The organism is Fulvivirga sedimenti, assembly GCF_020328055.1.
In genome coordinates this window covers 208,984-229,307 of the sequence record NZ_JAIXNE010000004.1, presented here as the reverse complement: position 1 = coordinate 229,307, position 20,324 = coordinate 208,984, and the positions used below count along the sequence as shown (strand labels likewise).

The following is a 20,324-nucleotide window of genomic DNA, read 5'->3' as shown; positions in this document are numbered from 1 at the left end:
TATACTCATGTAATAAATGCCTCGGATTTGAGCATAAACGGGGTTTTAAGCAACAAAAAAGCCCTGTGTTTGAACAGGGCAAATGTGAAATGGTCAGAACCGGATAACTACTGTTCTTCTGTCTGTTCCAGGCCATTTTCATAATCGGCCATCACAAAGTCAAAATTTTCGGTGGTATTGATTTCTATGATCTTCATGGTGGTGTCACCGTCGCCTGTTTTAGAGACATAGTTCATTTCAAGCACATCACCTTCAGGAAGCTGGTCGAAATATGTGGCATATTTCTTTTTCATTTGCTGAGAGAAAAGGAAGTTATTTTTGGACCAGTAGGAGGAATATCCCTGAATAGGTTCTTCACTGACCCAATAGCGGGCCGTATACTCATCTGTTTCTGTCTGATATTCATTACATGTATAACCCATGATGGTTTTTGTATTACCTGTTTTGGTTATGTTAAAATCTGCAACCTTCATTGAATCCATGGTGCTTTCAATTGAAGAATCCATCATTTTACTCCAGTCAAGCCCATATGCCACACGGGATTTCTCGCCCTTCTTGTTTTCCAGTAGCATGATTGTGGCTTTATGAGTGTTATCAAAAATCATTACAGTTCTTTCCAGGTCCTTATCATCCGTTTCCAATTGCATGGCCCAAACCTCGGCGTTGGTACTCATAAAAGTTCTGAACTGTGTGGGGTCTATTTCTTTTCCCTTTTCATCAGTGCCAGAAATTTCCATATCTGTAAATCCTTCGAAATGATAACTATCTTCGGTTTCAACATTCAGGTCGATGCCCTTTAACATTTCACTGTAATCATATCCTGCACCCTCATACTGGGTTGGCGGTCCGAAAATTTGTTCCAGATAACGGTCTGTCTGTTTCTGAGCGGCCTTCTCTATTTCATGGGCAACACGTCGTTCTACAGCTTCCTGCACGCCATCCTCAGCCGCCTGTTTGAGTTTTTTCAGTAGCTGTGCATCGGCGGATGTTGTTATGAAGAATGCGGCTAACAGAAATAAAATGACGTTCCTGGTTTTCATGGCTTATGCGGTTTTAATCGTTAAAGGAATATACTTAATAGGCGATTAAATCTCTAATATTCAGACTGCTAAAAGAATTAAATCATGAAAATTCACTAGAATTAGGTAGAAATCTTTAATAGTTTTTTTAGGGTAAAGCTTACCGCATGTTTATTGATTTAATTATTAATTCTTCAATGATTGAAGTAACAGCCTGAATATCTGACGGGATGATAAGGGAGGAGATTATCTGTTTAAATTTGTCTACAAGTGTAATTCCGCCAATACTTATGAGCGCGTTTTTTGAGATTGGTATTTCACCAAAAATCTTGATATGGGGAACAGGTTCACAATGAACCGAATTGAATTCTAGATGAATGAATCGTTGAGGTCAGTTTTGCGACTATTTTAGAAAATTGTACACCGCCCTTCATGGAGGTCCTCAGCAGAAACGTTGAAAGCATTGCTTTCACATTGAAACTCCAGCTGGGCGCTTTCGCGCTGAAACAACTGTGCAATCCCGCAAAAGTCGGTGAGTACGGGGTTGGACCATATATAAATACAATTAACATGCTCCACATTCTCCAGACCGGAAAGAGATGTGAGTGTTTTGTTGTTCTCAATGTAGAGACAACTCATCCTTGTCGCATTTTCAAGTGCATAAAGGTCAATAAGAGATTTATTGTTGACAATATCTACATTATGAAATTCACGGATTCCCTGAAGCCCTTCAAGGCCGGTAAGTGATTCATTTTCATAGATGGTAAGGGCGACATGATCATTTGTAATATTTCGAAAAACACTCAGTGATCGAATCTTAGGATTACCATATACAAGGATACTTTCGCTTATGTTCTTTATGTTTTCTAATCCGGATAGCGAAGAGAGTGATTGATTGTTTACGATATGAACGCTGTTGGCGCGTACGATTGACCGGAGGGGAGTCAGGTCGGTGATGGCATTGGGATCTGTTGAAACAAATGCGCCGATCTGCAGCATACCATCCACACCGGTATAACAGGTATTAGCGAATTTGATTATGTCATTCTGAGTTTTCAAAATGACATCTCCCTCATAGGTGGCAGACCGGCAGGCTGTCTCATCGAGCTCGGGTGATGAACAGCCCGAGATTACGCCAAATGCAACCGCACATACCGAAGCCAGCAGTCTGAAACTGATTTTAGATCTCAACAAGTCTTATTTAGTAGTAGTGGTTTGAAGTTCCGCTTCAGGTCTTGAAAAAGGAACATTCAAGGTTCAATATACACAATTTTGATTTGAAATCACCAATATTAATTCTTTACCTGGGTAAATTAATATGATAATTATAGCCATCAGGGTGGCTTAGCGGCTCTTTTAGGCTTCGTACAGCTTCCTCATTACATAGTTATGCAATCCACTGGCCCAGCTTCTTGGCAAGATATATGACATGAAAAAATGAGATATTCTGTTCATTCTTCCAGGCATAATGAAGAGTTGCCCGCCAAATTTCCGAAGTGTGTATTCGGCAACGTCCGATGGTTTGGACGGGATTGGAGCGAGCCAGAAAGGCCGGGGTTTTGTGCCCAGGTAATTAGGTGTACCAATAGCACCGGGACAGCACACCGCGAACGTATATGGTTTGTTTTGGTATTCATAATGGAGTCCTTCGGTGAAATTCCATAGATAGGCTTTTGTGGCCGCGTATGGCACAACCAGCCGGGTTCCCCTGAATCCTGCCAGGCTGGATAGCAGTATTACGCCAGTTTTTTTATCCTGTCTTCCTTCAAGCCACATTTGTATAAGTCGCGTAGGGGTTCCCAGGTTAACGTTGATCGTGGTATCGATATCCTTTTCCGATAAATCCTTAAAAAGCCTTACCGGACCGAATGCGGCATTATAGATCAGCAAACCACAATCATGTTGCTCCATGACATCCCGAAGGAGTGAAGGACTGTCAGACTTTGCCAGATCCGTTATAATGGTCTCAACACGGATATTGAATACCCGGCACAGGTCTTTTTTTAGCGATTCAAGTGCAGATTCATTTTGATCAACGAGAATTAAATTCAATCCCCGTCTCGCCAGGCTTCGTGAAAATGCCGCGCCCAGGCCTTCCGCTGAACCGGCTACCATTGCCCATTGACCGAAGTTTGTGATTTCCACGTTTATTCTCTCAAAGTTCGCTGTTAAAGTATTGCTGCAACTTGTCCCGGTAACTATCCGAAACCGGTATTTCATGGCTACTAATTGTAAGGGTATTGCGTCCAAGGGTATTAACCTCGTCGAGATTGATGATGAAGGATCTGTGCACCCGCATGAATTTATTGTCAGGCAAGCGCTCTTCCAGGGATTTCAGGCTCATCAGTGAGAGCAGGGGTTTTGTCTGGTTTTTGATATGGACCTTCACATAGTCTTTCAGACCCTCGATGTACAGGATATCATCATGAAATACTTTGACATGCTGATATTCCACTTTGAACATGATAAAGTTGCTGGCTGGCTGTGAGGCGGAAGCCCTCGCATTGCGGAGGTTCAGGGCTTTAGTAGCTGCCTTAACAAAATCCTCGTAGCTGAAGGGTTTCAGCAAATAGTCAATCGCGTCTACTTTATAGCCCTGCAAGGCATACTGATCATAAGCTGTTGTGAAGATTAGTAAAGGCCTGCCCGTACCTTCCATACCACTTATAACGCGTCCGAACTCGAGCCCCGACAGATCATTCATCTGAATATCGGAGAAGATCAGATCGATTTTTTCATTTCTCACGATTTCAAGCGCTTCTATGGCATTTTCACATGTGCCAACGAGTTCAAGGAAAGGGGTTTTTAAAATGAATTCCTTAATTAAGGCCAGTGCCAGTGGCTCATCATCCAGTGCAATACACCGTAATTTTGTCATAATTCAATTTGCAGTGAGACTTTGAAGGTATTGTCTTTATCGTCAATCTCAAAATTATAACGGCTGGGATAAAGTAATTCCAGTCTTCTGCGGGTGTTGGCAATTCCAATTCCGTGTTCTTCGTGCTGTTCACCTGACTTTGGGAAAATCGGGTTTTCCACGTATAAGTCAAGAACATTGCCTGTCAATTGAATGGTAATAATCACTTCGCTGGCCACTGTAGAGGAGATACCATGCTTGAAGGCGTTCTCTACAAAGGGAAGGAGTAACATTGGTGCAATTGGCTGATCGTACGTACCTGATGGCTTGGTGAACTTCAGGGTAACCTTTTTTGAAAGGCGCAGTTTCATCAGTTCAATATAATTTTCGATAAAATTGATTTCATCGGAGACAGTGGCATGTTGTGAATCACCGTCATAGATAACATAGCGCATCATGGCGGATAACTTCAGTATCGCCGTACGGGATGCCTCTACATCGATAGATGTAAGCGCGTAGATATTATTAAGCGTATTAAAGAAGAAATGTGGATTGATCTGCGCTTTCAGGTAGGAAAGCTCTGTGCGAACCTGCAGCTGCTCCAGTTCCTTTCGGATCTCCTGTTCATTCTGTTGTTTGCGGACAAGAAAAATAATGACACCCAAACTGAGATCGAAAAGGATCAGGAAGAAGCTTGTAAAATCGAATGGACCTCGCCGGTTTTCCGGATTATAAGGTTTTTCAGGCCTGAATAACTCATGCATTCTTCGGGGTAATTCAATCTGGTCTTCAAAGAAATGTACCAGAAGAAGGATAGCTGTAATAACTCCGATTACAGACAAGCCGTAAATCAGGAATTTGTTCCTGTCCAGAAGTTTTGGAAGTAAGTATTGCGAGTGCAAAATATACCCGACGGTGAGCAGCAATGCCAGAAATAGCTGACGGTACCAAAATTCCACAGGCCAGTTGACATCCACGCTGTTCGGGGTAAGCGTTAGAATCAGTACCCACAGAATACCGACGGATACATATTCAAATCCTTTTTTTCGTTGCAACATAATGTAAGAACGCGATTTAGGGTTGAAAAGCTTCAATCCATCTATTCAAATCGACCAGAGAGCGTTCTTGATCGATGACTACCACACTTCCATAGATGAAGGGATTTCATAGGTGCTAAATGCCAAATGGTCGATACATTGGGCTCAACTGTCGAGTTTAAGGCACTCTCCATCTATCGGTGTAAACAATAAGGCTAATTATGCGTCTATACTGTTGACGAACAAAACAACTGATGAAAAAGATTAACATTAAATTACTTATTACGCTAAGCGCAATTTTTACTATGCTGGCCCTGGATAACGTTCAGGCACAGAATGGACCGCCTCCCGGCGTAACTCAACGTCAGCAGGAAAAAGTAGGATACGGCAAGATTTCCGGAACCATCCTCGATGAAAATCAGGAACCGGTACCATACGCGGCCATATCAATCGTTGATCAAAAGAGTAACCGGATTGTAGACGGAACAGTGGCTGATGACAAGGGGTCCTTTGTTATTCGAGACATTGTTGAAGGTACCTACACACTGAGCGTTACATTCATTGGTTTTCAGACCCTTGAGAAGGGGCCGTTTGAGATTACCGGAAAGGGAGAGTCCTATGATGTCGGTACATTGAACATCACAAGTGTAAGCACTCAACTGGATGAAGTTGTGGTAGAAGGAGAACGTGAGCTAATTGAAGATAAGGTAGACCGTATTGTGTACAACGCGGATCAGGATAAAACGACAATGGGTGGAGATGCAACCGACGTGCTGCGAAGAGTGCCCTTGCTTACAGTTGATCTCGACGGTAATGTTTCCCTGCGGGGAAGCAGCAATATAAAGGTGTTGATCGATGGAAGGCCCTCAACCATCACAGCATCCAGTATCGCTGACGCCTTAAAACAAATACCTGCAGATCAGATTAAGACAGTTGAAGTAATTACCTCGCCATCAGCTCGTTATGATGCTGAAGGAACGGGTGGAATTATAAACATTATTACCAAGAAAAATGACCTTCAGGGAGGATCATTGTCAGTCAATTCCAGCGCAGGGTTAAGAGGATCCAGCTTAGGATTGAATGCCAGTTATCGTACGGGTCGACTCGGTTTGTCCCTGGGTGGCTATGGCAGAGCCGGCTACAATGTGGTAGGTGAATTTGAGAATGAACAAACGACTAAGGATGAATTCGGTTCGATTGTTTCAACGACCAGTCAGTTCGCGGATACCCGTAACAACTATCTTTTTGGGCGTTATAACTTCGGTGCCGACTATGCCTTTAATAAATACAATTGGGTCGGCGCTTCTGTGAACCTGGGAATCAGGAATTTTAGTTCGAACCAGGATGGTCGTCTGACACAAACCAATAATTCAATGGGTCTGCGCTCATCAACAGAAGATGTGGGGATCGATAATCTTGGCAACCAGGTTGATGTTAGTTTGAATTACCTCAGGACCTTTGAAGAAAAAGGTAAAGAAATCAGCCTGCTTACGCTGTATAGCCAGAACAAGCAAACCAATGATTTTGACATTGCTACTCTTCAAAGCAGCGAACCGATAGATAACGCATTTATCCGGAATAATAACGACAGTTACAACAAAGAATTCACGATCCAACTGGATTATGTGGAGCCCATCAATGACAAGATCATCGTTGAAATGGGTGCCAAGAATATTATGCGTGATGTAACAAGTGATTTTCTGTACCTGGTGGGAGATGATGAAAATTCATTAACACCAGTAGAAGGTGTAAATCTGAGCAATAATTTTGATTACGTTCAGAATGTACTTGCTGGATATCTCTCTGGTACCTTTGATTTAGGTAAGGGTTACACGCTGATGGCCGGCGGTCGGTATGAGTATACAACGATTGCTGCGAACTTTTCGGATGAAGCAGATCTTGAGATTCCGGATTACGGAACATTCGTGCCCAGCATAAACTTCTCGAAGAAGCTGACTCCGTTGAAAACAGTTAAATTTGCCTACAATCGAAGAATCCAGCGTCCGTCACTACGCTTTTTGAACCCGAATATCGACGCATCCAACCCACTGAATATTTCACAGGGTAATCCTACACTTGACCCTGAATTCACCGATAATTTTGAAGTGTCTTACAGTACGTTCAAAAAAGGAACTTCGATCAATATTTCAGCATTCTGGAGAAATACAACAGGATCAATCCAGCAGGTACGTGAAACTATCGGACAGGATACGATATTCTCAACGTTCCAGAACATTGGTCAGGAAGATGCCCTGGGTGTGAGTATTTTCGCGAATGGCAAGATTGGTAAATTACAACTCAGCGGAGGTATTGATTCTTATTATGCCATGTTGGATAATAATTTGGAAGACCCACTCTTCAACGCATCTAACGAAGGTTTTGTCGTATCAGGCCGATTGTTTGGTAGTTATGAATTAACTGAGCAGTGGGCACTGCAGTTCTTCGGATTCATTCGTGGCCGTCAGGTACAGCTTCAGGGTTATCAGACAGGGTACTATGTTTACAGTCTCAGTTTGAACCGGATGTTCAAGGAGAAGCGCGGTAGTGTCGGTATTGGAGCTGAAAACTTCCTGAATAACGGAATGAAGATGACCAGTGAAGTGACAACGCCATTTGTAGATCAGTTTAATACCAACATCATGCGGAATATGAACTTCAAAGTGAATTTCAGCTACCGTATCGGTAAGCTCACAACCGGTCAGACACGCAGAAGACAGCGTAAGGTCGAAAATAACGATCTGAAAGATGGTGGTGGAAATCAGGATATGATGAATAACTAGTTTTCAAAATGATTCAAGAATCCAGGGTTGGTTTGGTTTAGGCACTGGGATTCACTGAGAAAGGGGCATTTGCCCCTTTTTTATTTGCCCCCATAAAAGTAATATTAGGTTATGAAAATCACGGTAAAATCCAGCCGATACTATTTTTCTCCTGTGTTACTGATCTTGTCAGTTCTTTTTTCATGTGATTCACAAAAAAAGGAATCTGAGTTGGATGAAGTCTATTTGAATTCACTGAGCAGTTATCGGGAGACACTTGCAGAAAAAAGCCGTATGGAATACCTACAGTTGATTGGTCGTTATCAACTTTTCCCGGATCAACAGAATTATATTGGTACCCGCCCTGACAAGGCCATTATGGTTGAATATGAGGATTTTCCGGAGGAATTGGGCATGGTACACTTCACTCCGGACTCATTGATTTTTGTTTCAGCCGGGTTTTTATTCGAAACTGCCGATGGATCCTCAGACTCTACCGTGCAACTGCCACGTACAGGCTGGTTCAGGTCGGAGGATTATCAATATGGCCGGTTCAGCTGGCATTTTTTAAACCGTGAAGGAAATTTCTTTTTACGGATCCGTGATCATGAACATCCTGAGGCAATGAATTTCAAAGGATATCATTGGTTTGAACCGAATGCAGAATTTATACTGGATGGAGAGTTTATATACTTCGATCAGCCCCTGATCGAGGAAGTTCCGTCGACCCTGGACTTCAAGGAAAATTCAGTCTTTATTGGACAGGTTAAATTTAATTATCGTGATGAGACTTATACACTGGATGTGGGGGAGGAAGGGTTCACCACCTTCGCCGATGAAACTTCGGCAGACCAAACATATGGTGCAGGACGGTATTTATATATTACACTTCCGGAGAAGAATGGTCCTGTACAGGTTGATTTTAACTATGCCTATAATCCCGCATGTATTTTCTCTGAGTTCACAACATGCAAATTTGCCCCTCCACAGAATCGCCTTCCATTCAAAATCCTGGCAGGTGAACTATCAGATCCGATAGACACCGGGATGGCCGGTGTTCATTAGTATTTAGTGTTAATCAAAAATTGCATGTTCAAAAATCAATTGTTTTTTTTACCTTGATCTGTTTAATTCAATAAACTATGAACAAAGATTACTTCAACCGTGTAACCGTTCTCACCATTACCCTTGCCGTGTCAGCTCTTTTCATTGCCATGATCAAGGGGTTTTTTATGACCATATTATTATCGGCCATTTTCAGCGGTCTGCTTTACCCGTTATTTCTACGACTTAAGAAACGGTTTGGCGGTCGGTCTTCAGGGGCGAGTATCGTCACCCTTCTGATTTTTGTTTTTCTCATTTTACTCCCCGTTAGTGGTTTGCTGGTTGTAGTCGTGGATCAGGCGATCAATGCCACTGAAACAATAGGGCCGATCCTCAAGGATAAAATTGGAGATCAAAGTACGTTGCTCGACCGGATCAATGATATTCCGATTGTGGAAAAGTTCTTCCCGGACCACGAAAAATTTGTCGACACAGTAGAGGGTCTCATTGCCGGTATCGGGAAATTCGTGATTAATAACCTTGGACAGATCTCTTCAGGGGCGGTGAGTTTGTTTTTTCATTTTTTCGTGATGCTCTTTTCAATGTACTACTTCTTAATCTATGGAAAGAATTATCTCGCCTGGGTCCTTTATATGCTTCCGCTCAATTCGGAAGAAGAGAATTTATTACTATCAAAGTTTATTACGGTTTCAAGGGCAACGCTCAAGGGAACCTTTGTTATTGGTGCAGTACAGGGAGCTATGGGAGGTGTGGCAATGTGGATTGCCGGAATACCTAATACACTCTTTTGGGGGGTTATTATGGCAGTTTTTTCCATTATTCCCGCGGTAGGACCGGCGATTGTCTGGTTGCCGGCAGGCATTTATCTGTTAATCACAGGAAACATAACCGCAGGAATAGGCTTATTGCTTTTTGGTGCAATCGTGATTGGAAACATCGATAATCTCATACGGCCTAAACTGGTTGGTAAAGAAACTGAATTGCCGGATCTGATGATATTCTTCAGTACACTGGGTGGTCTGGCATTGTTCGGAGCATCGGGTTTGATCATTGGTCCGGTCGTGGCTGCATTGTTTATAACCATGTGGGAGATTTACGGTGCCACCTTCAGTGATTCTTTGGATCCTTCGAGCCTTGTTGTTAAAGGCGAAAAAGTAATAGATCACATGGTTCCTGCCGGTGTTGAACATATGAAGGAGGGAATGCAACATCTGGAGGAGGAGGAAAATAAAGAACAGGGTAATTCAGAAGCCGGGCATCAGGATTAGGTGTTCATTTGATTCCTTTCATGGTACAATAGCAACAATGCGTAGTGGGCCGCCACTGCCACCGTTTATCTTCATAGGTAAAGCAATGATCTGAAAACCAGTTTCAGGCAGCTTGTCCATGTTCGCGACATTTTCAAATCCGGGAATGTTGGCGCTGAAGAGTATGCGATGTGATTCAAAGAGAGATGATTGTCCGTAATCAAGGCTAGGTGTGTCAATGCCTGTTGCCGAGATTTTACGATTTGTTATTAACCATTCAGCTGTTTCGGGATGGATGCCCGGGAAATGCAATTTCGCCACAGCGTCAGGTCCCTTTTCGTCGGTTCCCATATATCGTTTTGCATCCGGCCAGAATTTCCCAAACCCGGTTCGAAATAACAGGATGGTCTGATCTTTAATTGTGCCATGTTCCTTTTCCCACTGTTGTATATCTGCTATACTGATCTGGTAGTCTGGATTCAACACACAGGAGTCAGAAATATCAATTACGATGGCCTTACCTATCAGGTTTTCCAACGGGATCTCATCAACAGATTGTTTTCCTTCTGAAAAATGGACGGGTGCATCGAGATGGGTGCCTCCATGCTCAGCTGAGGAGAAGGAATAGGCTGAATAATAGAACCCCTTATCTGTAAGACCAGCAGATCCGGAGAGATGAAATCCATCGGCTGTAGGCCAAAACAAGGTTGTACTGTCAAAGGGATACGTCAGGTCGATAATGGTACCGTTCAGGAGGCTTCCATTTTTAGATTCTGAGTCAGACTTCTGCTCAGAAAAGCATCCGGTGAGGAGAATTATAAGAAATGTATACAATGCTGGTTTCATTCGGATGAGATTAGTTGATTTTCAATTTACGATGGCTGTCAATAAATTCAAACCTATGAATGATCATTCCACCAGTGGGCACCGGGACTGGTCTCCAGGTTGAACTGTTCGCCGAGGCGCGGGGTCAGGAATTTCAGGTTCTGTTCCATTGCTGCCTGAACAAAACGTTCCGCGGGATCTTTCCAGGTGTGCTGAGCCAGGGAGAAGGCACCCCAGTGAACCGGAACCGCTCGCTTAACACCCGAGTCCAATCCGGCCTGAACAGCTTCTTCAGGAAACATATGTATCTGTCGCCAGTGCTCATTGTATTGTCCGCATTCCATAAAACCAATATCGAAAGGCCCCAGGCGGGAGCCTACTTCTTTAAAATGATCTCCATAGCCACCGTCGCCACTGAAATATATACTGGAACCATTTTCTTTCAGAACCCATCCTCCCCATAGTGATTTTGCCCTATCTGTAAGACCTCTGCCGGAAAAGTGACGGGAAGGAGTAAAAGTGATCTGGATTTCATGAAATATTTCCTGGTCCCACCAATCAAATTCGGTTATATTTTTTCCTTGTACACCCCAGTATTTAAGATGTCTGCCAACGCCAAGGGCCGTATAAAAGTGTTTTACTTTGGGAATCAGCCGATGCATGCTATCCAGGTCAAGGTGATCATAATGGTCATGGGTGAGTAAAACCAGGTCGATTTCAGGAAGAGAATCGATGATCTCCAGTGACCCGGCTGAAAATCGTTTTGTGGCAAATGGCGCAATGGGGGAGGCATTCGAGCCAAACATTGGATCTATCAATATGGTCTTACCACTCACCTGCATCAGCAGTACTGAATGACCATACCAGATGAATTTGGGTGTCTCTGTTGGGGTAAGAAATTCACTGGCTCTGAAAGGCTGGATCGGAAGGGGAGACCCGGGCTCCCTTCCAGCTGTCTCAAAAAATTGCCTGTAAAGTATTTTGGGAAGGGTCTGGATGTTCACATCCATTGTTGTCTTTACCAGGTTCTGGAATTTGTTTTCCGACCAGTTGTCTGACTTCGAATATCGTTCCTTTAATTCCTGTGTTATTTTACCGCCGAATTGCTTCATTTCATTTCCTGTTTGCTGCGATAATTAAACAACAGATTCTGCCAATTGATTAATATCGCGGTTATCAAGAATCTTCTTTGTTGACGGGTGAAACAGCGTTGCGATCATCGCCAGCCCTAATTTCGTTGTGGTTGTAACGTTTTTCGACTTTCTCAATAGCGGGAAAAAAGGTTTAGCGATCTTGTATATTATATTGTAAAGCCTTGTTCGTGAGGTAATATCTTTTTCAGGCAGTATAAATCCGGGACGAAACGCATAGGCATCGTAAAAGCCTTTGGAAAAAATCATATTCTCGGTACGGCCCTTCACTCTTGCCCACATAATGCGGCCGTTCTCCGTACTATCTGTTCCCTGCCCGGACACATAAACAAATACCATCTTTTTATTCAGATCATAAAGTATGTCAACGAATGCTTTTGTGATTGTATAGGTTATTTCCGTGTATTGTTCTTCACTCAAACCAACCGCTGAAATTCCCATACAGTAGAAACAGGCATCATATCCGGCTAGCCGGTCCTGAATCTGTGCGATGTCCTGAAAATTCTCAAGAAGGATTTCTTCAATTTTCGGATGGGAAAGATGTATACTCTTTCGGTTTATGATGAGGACATGTTCAATTTCCGGATTGTCGAGGCATTCCAGCAGTACCCCTTTTCCAACCATTCCGGAAGATCCTGTGATGATCACTTTTTTCATATAGTAAGTTATTGAATAATTTGATCATGCACTTATATCATTTATCTGGCCGCAGGCATTTTCATGCCGGGGAAACCTTTTTTTAAGTATTAATTAACTTCAGTTAAACCCAGTTTATTGAGCAATAATTTATCCGGGATTTGATTAAAATATCCAGATCAGATTCAAAAAACAAGGAGAGCCGTTATTGCAAGGAGTACAAGAAACAGCACGCTAAAGATGATCAGCCGGATTCGAATGATCTCGCGTCGTTTTTCCCGTTGCCAGGTAATGAGCTTTTCGTATTCAGTTTTATTGGTATTTGATTCCCTCAAATCCTCCCGATACGGATCAGGTTGGGCAGCACCTTTCCCTCGCCTGAGAAGGTTCAGGCTTTTATCATTAAGATATTTCCCCAGTCCGGCAAATCCTATTCCATTACTCATGATCGGTATACTTAGTATTATAGTATACGAATATTAATTAAGTAATGTTCTGTGACATGATGTTTGAATCGGGCTGTTTGGCCGGGTTTTGCATTCTTATCAGGATTATTACAGCGGATACCAGGGTAATGATCGCTGTAAGACGTACGGAACTGAAGATTCCGAATTTGTCGGCTACAATACCTGTCAGAATTGCGCCAATGGCATATCCCAGGTCACGCCATAACCTGAAGACACCGATGCTCCTGGCACGCTGCAGTGGATTGGTATAATCTGAAATTGCCGCCATAAACGTTGGGTATACGATGGCGGTTCCTAAACCGAGGGTACAACTTAGTGCCAGGAACTGATTCAGGGTTAAGGCGAATGACATTCCCAGAATTGCAATTCCCTGGATCACCATTCCCCAAATCAACATTGATTTTTTATTGAGATGATCGGCAACTTTTCCTGTGACTAACTGACCCAGCCCCCAAACAATTGGATAGACCGCCACAATTTTCCCAACCTCTTCCAACGTAAAGTCTTTACTTACCAGGAGAATTGGAAAGAGTCCCCAGATCATTCCATCATTCAGGTTATTCACTAACCCTGCCTGAGTGATTGATCCAAGATTGGGGTTAAGCCATGTTGTATCCAGAAAAACGTTCCTAAGAAGAGGTACACTACTGGTTTCGGATTCGATACTCACATGATGAATGGTATCTTTAACCAGTAGGATACTTCCGAATAGCCCAATGAGTACAAATGCGATACCCATATAGAAAGGATAGGGGCGCAGGCCATATTCAGAGGCAATCCATCCTGTAAGAAAAGCTACGACCCCTACAGCGAGATATCCTGCCGATTCATTCAGGCCCATCGCGAAACCCCGGTTCCTGGGACCAACCAGATCAATTTTCATGACAATGGTGCTGGACCATGTGAGTCCCTGGTTTATCCCCAGTAAAATATTTGCTGCGATAATGGCATTCCAGCTGCCTGCATAGATCAGGATCAAGGGTACTGGCAAACCGAATAACCATCCCAGGACAAGAAGTCTTTTTCTTCCAAAACGGTTGGCGAATGCACCTGCATAGTAGTTGGTTATTGCTTTTGATACTCCGAATACAATGATGAAGGAAAGTATGGCTGTTTTGGCCGCAACCGCAAAATCAGCCTCCGCAATTTGAGGTAGGATCGTTCTTTCCAATCCGACCATTCCACCTACAAAAGCATTGATCACAAGAAGTATAGTGAATTGTTGCCAATTCCTCCGAAGACCCAGCGCAACTTTCATTTTAATTGAGAAGTTGGTATGTCGGCAAACTTCCGATAATTTATTGAACTTTCCCGTACATAGTAAACAATAGATTCATTGGGTTATTTGATACGAAAGAAGGTATGACGCTTAATTTCTTTGTGTTTCTAAGCCCCGCCAGTACTGGAAGAATTTTTCTATATTGATCGTGAAGTAATCCTTCCGTTATGAAAGATCAATATGTAGACCTGTCTACCCTCAAATTCCTGCTGTTTGATGTGCATAAGCTGAGTCGCATCCTCGAAATGAATCGTTTCAGGGAATATGACACATCGGCAATCAATGATTACCTCGATTCGGTAAAGGAGTTCTCAGATAAGGAAATGTATCCATACTTTCGCGAAATGGACCGGGACCCTGCATTTTACAGGGATGGTGAAATCATTGTTCATCCCCAGGTAGTCAGGTTTCTGAAACTGTGCGGTGAATCGGGATTCATAGGGGCAACTTTTGAGCAGGATACTGGTGGTTTACAGCTACCGAATATGGTGCTTTCAGCAGCTGCATTTATTAAGGAAACGGCAAATAATCACTTGCCGGGATATGCCGGACTAACTGCAGGAGCTGCAGAACTTATTCAGCACTTTGGCTCTGAGTCACTTAAAAAAATGTACGTCCCGAATATGCTGGCAGGTGAATGGTCCGGTACAATGTGTCTGACTGAACCACAGGCCGGAAGCTCATTATCTGATATTGTGACCTCAGCGGTGCCTGATGGGGAGGCTTATAAAATTCACGGACAGAAAATCTTCATTTCAGGAGGGGACTATCGGGGTGTTAAGAATGTTGTGCATCTTCTGCTCGCACGGATTGAAGGCGCGCCTGCAGGAACAAAGGGTATTTCCTTGTTTGTGGTTCCTAAATTACGACCCGAAAAAGACGGAACACTGCATCCCAACGATGTGAACACGCTGGGTGATTTTCAGAAACTCGGCCAAAAAGGTTATTGTACGACGCATCTGTCATTTGGTGACGGGGATGATTGCCGGGGGTGGCTTGTAGGAAATGCAAATGAAGGGCTTAACTACATGTTCAAAATGATGAATACAGCCCGTATAGCGGTGGGTAGGGGCGCAGCTGCCATAGCAACAGCGGCATATCATTCATCACTTACCTATGCCAGGGAACGTCCACAAGGCCGAAAGCTTTCTTCCTCAGGGGATAAGAACCCGCAGGAGGAACAGACGCTGATTATCAATCACCCTGATGTGAAACGCATGCTGATGTCACAGAGAGTTGTGGCCGAGGGCTCGTTAAGCCTTGTCCTGCTATCAGCCCGGTACCAGGATCTGGCTGAATCTCATTCAGATCCTGAAACCCGAAAGAAGTACAATCATCTCCTTGATATTTTGACCCCACTCACCAAGACATACCCCGCTGAAAAGGGTATTGATTCGGTGAGTGCGGGGTTGCAGGTACTTGGTGGTTATGGCTTTTGTGAAGATTTTGTGCTACAACAGTATTACCGGGATATACGAATATTCTCGATCTATGAAGGTACTACCGGCATACAATCACTGGACCTGCTTGGCAGAAAAATGACCATGGAGAATGGCATGGCGTACAAACTTCTCATGGATGAGATTCGCGAAACTGTCAGTCGGGCCTCCGAAACAGAAGTCCTGAAACCCGCTGCCGATGTTCTCAGATCAACAATTAGTTTAACGGATGAAATTGTGAATTTTCTCATGGAGTTTGCCCAAAAAGGTGACTACGAGCGATTTTTGTCGGACGCTACAATCCTTATGGAATATATGGGGATCATCGTAGTGGGCTGGCAATGGCTTGAAATTGCGTTGACGGCCATAGATCCGGAAAAAGGTGGTAACGAATCAACAGCCTTTACCCGCGCTAAATTACAAGCCATGAAATTCTATTTTCGATATGAAATGCCAAAGGCGATAGGTCTTTCCGTTACATTGATGGATAAGGAAGCGATTACACTCCAGGATGATTCTGAACTATTTTCATAGGACTTTAAGTATAAACCTGCATGACAAAAAATATTAAATCACAGTTTGATCTGGATGGAAGGGTCGCTATTGTTACCGGGGCATCAAAGGGTATTGGAAAGTATATTGCACAGGGCCTGGCGGAGAGCGGTGCACGCGTTATCATCAGCAGCCGAAAACAGGAGGCTGTCGACGCGGTTGCTGAAGAATTTAATGCCATGGGGCTCGAAGCCATCGGTATTGAATGCCATGTAGGAGATGCCAAACAACGGGAGTCCCTCATATCGGCAGCAATGAAGCATTACGGTCGGATTGATATACTGGTAAATAACGCGGCAATTAATCCGTTTTACGGTCCGCTGGAAAGCGCCGATGAAATGGTTTTTGACAAGATAATGGATGTAAATGTGAAGGCGCCCTGGATTCTTTCGAACCTTGTGTTACCGCATATGAAGGCTAATAAAGGGGGCAGCATCATCAATATTTCTTCAGTAGAAGGGATTCATCCCGGGTTTGGTCTTGGGTTGTACAGTGTTACCAAATCAGCCCTCATTATGCTTACAAAAAACCAGGCGAAGGAGTGGGGGCCCTATGGTATCCGGTCAAACGTGGTATGTCCCGGCCTGATAAAGACAAAATTCAGCGAAGGGTTATGGAAAAATGATAAACTCGTTGAGGGATACATGAGTGCGGTGCCCCTACACAGGATTGCTGAACCAGAGGAAATGGCCGGGTTGGTAATGTTGCTGGCTTCCGATGCCGGATCCTACATGACCGGCGGAGTATACGCTGCAGACGGGGGATACCTGATTTCAGGCTGATCTCACTTACCTGAATGAGAATGGATTTGTTGCCGGGATATTTGTTACCGGTATGTTCGGAAAATTTGCTCCCATCCACTCGGCCATAAATGCCGAACCCGGCTCTTCACTATCAGCATGACCGAGCACGATCAGGGATATGGAATCGCCTTTGGAACGTGCATCACGAATGTATTCTGCCGTTTCCCATTCGGATATTTCTCCGCATATCAGCACATCCGGCTTTTCAGCGCTCGTAAGTGAAATTTGCCGTCTTCCCCCTGAAGCCCCCGGCATAAGCAATATCCTGCTGCAGGATTGATCCGGATTTCCTATATAACGGACGGTCTTGATTCCGAGACTCTTTTTTAAATGTTCAATCAGTGATTCCAGCGTCATGGCAGGTATCCTGTAACGGTTTCGGTTGTCCGGGTCAAAGTAATCATTCCACTCCAGCCGATCGACTACTCCCTGCTGAACGCCGTCTGGATATAGAGTATGGACATAATCATGATTACGCCAGACCGACATGGCATACTTTTCCAGAAGTTCCTTTTTGTACAGGTAAACATCATCCTGCTCGAGCCATTCTGTATCATCGAGGTGGTTATAAAAAGTCGGCTCATGAGCAATGATGAAATTGGCATTCAGGCTGTGTGCCTTTTCAATAACATCGATGGTTGCGAACATGGTGGTCACCACACCGGTCACTTCCATATCCCGCCGGCCGGCTTTAAGTGTGTCTACCGTTTGTGAAAAGGGTGCACCTGATACCTCTCCGATAAACCGGTCGATGATATCACCCACCGTTGTTGACCAAATCGGGATCCCTCCGAAAACCCCGGATGGCAGTAGAAGGGAGGAGGCTGATGCGACTCCAAGTGATTTAATGAACATTCTGCGATTCGGGGTTAGTTCTTTCATGATTTGATTATTAAGCGGATTACAAGTTAATGCATATCGGTAAAGATTAAAATCTCACAAGCAACTGGTTTCTTCACTTACACATTTTGCTGAAAAAGAATTCGGTTTCTGTATTCGGACTGAATTGACTATTTTGTATCAGAATAATCCCTGTCCTATGATAATCAGAAATCTCTTTACAATCCTTTTTGCACTTATCGTGTTTGTTTCCTGTTCAACTTCGGAAGAATCACCCGAAGAGCCTCAGCGGCCAAACATATTATTTATCATGTCGGATGATCATGCCTATCAGGCCATCAGCGCGTATAGCAATCACCTCATCGAGACACCAAATATTGACAGGATAGCAAAGGAAGGTATGCTGTTCACGAACGCCAGCGTGACGAATTCGATATGCGCTCCTTCACGTGCAACGATCCTGACAGGAAAACATACTCACATTCATGGGAAGGTCGACAACCGGCGGCCATTTGATTCCACGCAGGTTACATTTCCGCAACTGTTTCAGAAGGCGGGATATCAGACAGCCATGTATGGCAAACTTCATTTCGGTAATAATCCGAAAGGTGTGGATGACTTTATGATTTTGCCCGGGCAGGGTAACTATATCAATCCGAAATTTATCACCCCGGAAGGCGATACTACCATTGAAGGCTATGTTACTGATATAATTACTGATCTGACACTCGGCTGGCTCGAAGAAGGCAGGGATAAGGAAAAGCCTTTCATGATGATGTACCTGCACAAAGCTCCCCACCGACCCTGGTGGCCTCGTCCGGATAAGTTTGCCGAATTCACTAAGAAGCAGTTTCCTGAGCCTCCAACTCTGTTTGATAACTATGAAGGCAGGGGTACGGCTGCACGTGATGCAGAAATGAATATCCTGATGCACCAGCGATATAGTCATGATTCGAAAATAAGACCGGAGACGCTTGAAGCTATGGGAGATGTGGAACCCTATGTGGAGCCGTTGCCCTGGGATGAATTCTACGGTCCGTATAACAGGGCCACTCCGGCGCAGAAGGCGTTGTACGACCCCACCCTTGATTCGATCAATTCCTGGTTTAAGGAGAACTGGGCAGGTCTCAGTATGGAAGATAAAATGCGGTGGAAATATCAGCGGTACATGCAGGATTATCTGGCATGCATATCATCTGTGGATGATAATATCGGCCGGGTGCTGGACTATCTTGAGGAAAGCGGGCTAGCCGAGAATACAATCGTGATATATACGTCAGATCAGGGATTTTACCTGGGTGAGCACGGCTGGTTTGATAAACGATTTATCTATGATGAATCATTCAAAACACCTTTGCTTATACGTTGGCCGGGAGTAGTGACGCCGGGCAGTCGGACCACCGAAATGGTTCAAAATCTTGATTTTGCCCAAACGATGCTTGAGATGGCAGATATTCCGGCGCCTGATGATATGCAGGGAGAAAGCCTGGTTCCGCTTTTAAAGGGTCAGAATGATCTGTGGACACGGGAGGAAGTCTATTATCATTATTATGAATATCCCGCAGTGCACATGGTAAAACGGCATTATGGCATTGTTACTGAAGAGTATAAACTCATTCACTTTTACTATGATGTGGATGAATGGGAGCTGTTTGACAGAAAGAAAGATCCCATGGAAATGCACAACGTCTACAATGATCCGGATTATGCCGAAGTGGTGGCAGATCTAACGATCCGCCTGGGTAAGTTACGCCAGAAATACGGCGATTCAGAAGCGCTCGACAGCATGTATATTAAGCTGCACTTTGAGGAGTAGATCAATTCTTTCAAATGCCTGAATACAGTTGTATATTTTAGTATATTTCCGTCATGAAATATTTTAAGTACCTGTGTTTAGTCATTTTTCTACAAGCCTGTAGCCAGGAACCCAATGATCTTCCTTCAATCCCGGTGAAGCTTATCGATGGCTCCACAATGCAAATGGATGAATTAGAGGGGAAGAGCATGGTTGTCCTGTATCAGCCAGGGTGTGATCATTGTCAGCGGGAAGCAGTTCAGATTCAGAAAAACCTGGAAAGTTTCAATGACTACCAGGTATACTTTGTATCAAGCTCTTCCAATTATGAGAACCAGCAATTTGCCATTGAATACAAATTGAATGGCCTGACCAATTTCCATTTTGGATTTGCGCTGCCCGAGCATATTGTTGCCCACTACGGATCGATACCCACGCCGTCGGTGTATGTATATTCGGGAGACGGGAAGCTTCAGAATGAATTTATTGGTGAGACACCCATAGATAAGATCCTTTCTGTTCTATAGATCGTGAAATGTATCCGGCACAAGAA

18 protein-coding genes are annotated in these 20,324 nt (G+C 43.8%); 7 read left to right on the top strand and 11 right to left on the bottom strand.

Annotated elements, in window-relative coordinates; all coding sequences use genetic code 11:
* Positions 1 to 107 precede the first annotated feature (107 nt).
* From LDX50_RS19050 to LDX50_RS19030, 5 genes are all read right to left on the bottom strand, one after another.
* A complete protein-coding gene (locus tag LDX50_RS19050; RefSeq protein WP_225697793.1) occupies positions 108 to 1,040 on the bottom strand; it encodes a DUF4412 domain-containing protein in 933 nt (310 codons plus the stop codon).
* Positions 1,041 to 1,427: 387 nt separating this feature from the next.
* The gene (locus LDX50_RS19045) at positions 1,428 to 2,210 is read right to left on the bottom strand and encodes a hypothetical protein (protein ID WP_225697792.1); all 783 of its coding nucleotides are present in this window, start codon (positions 2,208 to 2,210) and stop codon (positions 1,428 to 1,430) included.
* Between the two features lie 165 nt (positions 2,211 to 2,375).
* A complete protein-coding gene (locus tag LDX50_RS19040; protein ID WP_225697791.1) occupies positions 2,376 to 3,164 on the bottom strand; it encodes an SDR family NAD(P)-dependent oxidoreductase in 789 nt (262 codons plus the stop codon).
* 10 nt (positions 3,165 to 3,174) lie between these two features.
* Entirely contained in the window at positions 3,175 to 3,897 is a 723-nt protein-coding gene (locus LDX50_RS19035) for a LytR/AlgR family response regulator transcription factor (protein WP_225697790.1), read from the bottom strand.
* Positions 3,894 to 4,934: a sensor histidine kinase gene (locus LDX50_RS19030; protein WP_225697789.1), complete on the bottom strand. Its 1,041-nt coding sequence runs from the start codon at positions 4,932 to 4,934 to the stop codon at positions 3,894 to 3,896. The genes LDX50_RS19035 and LDX50_RS19030 overlap by 4 nt, the downstream gene beginning before the upstream one ends.
* Before the next feature lie 233 nt (positions 4,935 to 5,167).
* Between LDX50_RS19030 and LDX50_RS19025 the strand changes: the two genes are divergently transcribed.
* From LDX50_RS19025 to LDX50_RS19015, 3 genes are all read left to right on the top strand, one after another.
* On the top strand, positions 5,168 to 7,693 hold the full coding sequence (locus LDX50_RS19025; protein WP_225697788.1) for a TonB-dependent receptor: 2,526 nt from the start codon (positions 5,168 to 5,170) through the stop codon (positions 7,691 to 7,693).
* A 111-nt stretch (positions 7,694 to 7,804) separates the two neighbouring features.
* Positions 7,805 to 8,737, top strand: coding sequence for a DUF1684 domain-containing protein (locus LDX50_RS19020; RefSeq protein WP_225697787.1), 933 nt, complete (start codon positions 7,805 to 7,807; stop codon positions 8,735 to 8,737).
* Positions 8,738 to 8,814: 77 nt separating this feature from the next.
* The gene (locus tag LDX50_RS19015) at positions 8,815 to 10,005 is read left to right on the top strand and encodes an AI-2E family transporter (protein WP_225697786.1); all 1,191 of its coding nucleotides are present in this window, start codon (positions 8,815 to 8,817) and stop codon (positions 10,003 to 10,005) included.
* Between the two features lie 18 nt (positions 10,006 to 10,023).
* Here LDX50_RS19015 and LDX50_RS19010 read toward each other — a convergent pair whose 3' ends face one another.
* The 5 genes from LDX50_RS19010 to LDX50_RS18990 form a co-directional block, all read right to left on the bottom strand.
* Positions 10,024 to 10,830, bottom strand: coding sequence for a cyclase family protein (locus LDX50_RS19010; RefSeq protein ID WP_225697785.1), 807 nt, complete (start codon positions 10,828 to 10,830; stop codon positions 10,024 to 10,026).
* A gap of 53 nt (positions 10,831 to 10,883) precedes the next feature.
* Positions 10,884 to 11,921, bottom strand: coding sequence for an MBL fold metallo-hydrolase (locus LDX50_RS19005; protein WP_225697784.1), 1,038 nt, complete (start codon positions 11,919 to 11,921; stop codon positions 10,884 to 10,886).
* A 24-nt stretch (positions 11,922 to 11,945) separates the two neighbouring features.
* Entirely contained in the window at positions 11,946 to 12,617 is a 672-nt protein-coding gene (locus LDX50_RS19000; protein WP_225697783.1) for an NAD-dependent epimerase/dehydratase family protein, read from the bottom strand.
* A gap of 164 nt (positions 12,618 to 12,781) precedes the next feature.
* Positions 12,782 to 13,042 (bottom strand): hypothetical protein, encoded by a 261-nt coding sequence (locus tag LDX50_RS18995; RefSeq protein WP_225697782.1) that lies wholly within the window; start codon positions 13,040 to 13,042, stop codon positions 12,782 to 12,784.
* Between the two features lie 37 nt (positions 13,043 to 13,079).
* Positions 13,080 to 14,321, bottom strand: a complete 1,242-nt coding sequence (locus tag LDX50_RS18990; protein ID WP_225697781.1) for an MFS transporter — start codon at positions 14,319 to 14,321, stop codon at positions 13,080 to 13,082.
* 188 nt (positions 14,322 to 14,509) lie between these two features.
* Here LDX50_RS18990 and LDX50_RS18985 point away from each other — a divergent pair, with 188 nt between their 5' ends.
* Both LDX50_RS18985 and LDX50_RS18980 read left to right on the top strand, forming a co-directional pair.
* A complete protein-coding gene (locus LDX50_RS18985) occupies positions 14,510 to 16,315 on the top strand; it encodes an acyl-CoA dehydrogenase family protein (protein ID WP_225697780.1) in 1,806 nt (601 codons plus the stop codon).
* 20 nt (positions 16,316 to 16,335) lie between these two features.
* Positions 16,336 to 17,115: a glucose 1-dehydrogenase gene (locus LDX50_RS18980; protein ID WP_225697779.1), complete on the top strand. Its 780-nt coding sequence runs from the start codon at positions 16,336 to 16,338 to the stop codon at positions 17,113 to 17,115.
* A gap of 6 nt (positions 17,116 to 17,121) precedes the next feature.
* On the opposite strand, the gene LDX50_RS18975 is transcribed toward LDX50_RS18980, so the two are convergent.
* Positions 17,122 to 18,018: a Nif3-like dinuclear metal center hexameric protein gene (locus LDX50_RS18975; protein ID WP_225697778.1), complete on the bottom strand. Its 897-nt coding sequence runs from the start codon at positions 18,016 to 18,018 to the stop codon at positions 17,122 to 17,124.
* A gap of 157 nt (positions 18,019 to 18,175) precedes the next feature.
* Here LDX50_RS18975 and LDX50_RS18970 point away from each other — a divergent pair, with 157 nt between their 5' ends.
* On the top strand, positions 18,176 to 19,792 hold the full coding sequence (locus LDX50_RS18970) for a sulfatase family protein (protein WP_225697777.1): 1,617 nt from the start codon (positions 18,176 to 18,178) through the stop codon (positions 19,790 to 19,792).
* Positions 19,793 to 19,845: 53 nt separating this feature from the next.
* Positions 19,846 to 20,298, top strand: coding sequence for a peroxiredoxin family protein (locus LDX50_RS18965; RefSeq protein WP_225697776.1), 453 nt, complete (start codon positions 19,846 to 19,848; stop codon positions 20,296 to 20,298).
* The last annotated feature ends 26 nt before the right edge of the window (positions 20,299 to 20,324 follow it).

What these genes read in the sequence shown, in the direction of transcription:
- LDX50_RS18970 (WP_225697777.1), top strand. Translation starts at nt 18,176, where the DNA reads ATGATAATCAGAAATCTCTTTACAATCCTTTTTGCACTTATCGTGTTT.
- LDX50_RS19025 (WP_225697788.1), top strand. Translation starts at nt 5,168, where the DNA reads ATGAAAAAGATTAACATTAAATTACTTATTACGCTAAGCGCAATTTTT.
- LDX50_RS19035 (WP_225697790.1), bottom strand. Translation starts at nt 3,897, where the DNA reads ATGACAAAATTACGGTGTATTGCACTGGATGATGAGCCACTGGCACTG.
- LDX50_RS18995 (WP_225697782.1), bottom strand. Translation starts at nt 13,042, where the DNA reads ATGAGTAATGGAATAGGATTTGCCGGACTGGGGAAATATCTTAATGAT.
- LDX50_RS19000 (WP_225697783.1), bottom strand. Translation starts at nt 12,617, where the DNA reads ATGAAAAAAGTGATCATCACAGGATCTTCCGGAATGGTTGGAAAAGGG.
- LDX50_RS19050 (WP_225697793.1), bottom strand. Translation starts at nt 1,040, where the DNA reads ATGAAAACCAGGAACGTCATTTTATTTCTGTTAGCCGCATTCTTCATA.
- LDX50_RS19005 (WP_225697784.1), bottom strand. Translation starts at nt 11,921, where the DNA reads ATGAAGCAATTCGGCGGTAAAATAACACAGGAATTAAAGGAACGATAT.
- LDX50_RS18975 (WP_225697778.1), bottom strand. Translation starts at nt 18,018, where the DNA reads ATGAAAGAACTAACCCCGAATCGCAGAATGTTCATTAAATCACTTGGA.
- LDX50_RS19010 (WP_225697785.1), bottom strand. Translation starts at nt 10,830, where the DNA reads ATGAAACCAGCATTGTATACATTTCTTATAATTCTCCTCACCGGATGC.
- LDX50_RS19020 (WP_225697787.1), top strand. Translation starts at nt 7,805, where the DNA reads ATGAAAATCACGGTAAAATCCAGCCGATACTATTTTTCTCCTGTGTTA.
- LDX50_RS18980 (WP_225697779.1), top strand. Translation starts at nt 16,336, where the DNA reads ATGACAAAAAATATTAAATCACAGTTTGATCTGGATGGAAGGGTCGCT.
- LDX50_RS19015 (WP_225697786.1), top strand. Translation starts at nt 8,815, where the DNA reads ATGAACAAAGATTACTTCAACCGTGTAACCGTTCTCACCATTACCCTT.
- LDX50_RS19030 (WP_225697789.1), bottom strand. Translation starts at nt 4,934, where the DNA reads ATGTTGCAACGAAAAAAAGGATTTGAATATGTATCCGTCGGTATTCTG.
- LDX50_RS18990 (WP_225697781.1), bottom strand. Translation starts at nt 14,321, where the DNA reads ATGAAAGTTGCGCTGGGTCTTCGGAGGAATTGGCAACAATTCACTATA.
- LDX50_RS18985 (WP_225697780.1), top strand. Translation starts at nt 14,510, where the DNA reads ATGAAAGATCAATATGTAGACCTGTCTACCCTCAAATTCCTGCTGTTT.
- LDX50_RS18965 (WP_225697776.1), top strand. Translation starts at nt 19,846, where the DNA reads ATGAAATATTTTAAGTACCTGTGTTTAGTCATTTTTCTACAAGCCTGT.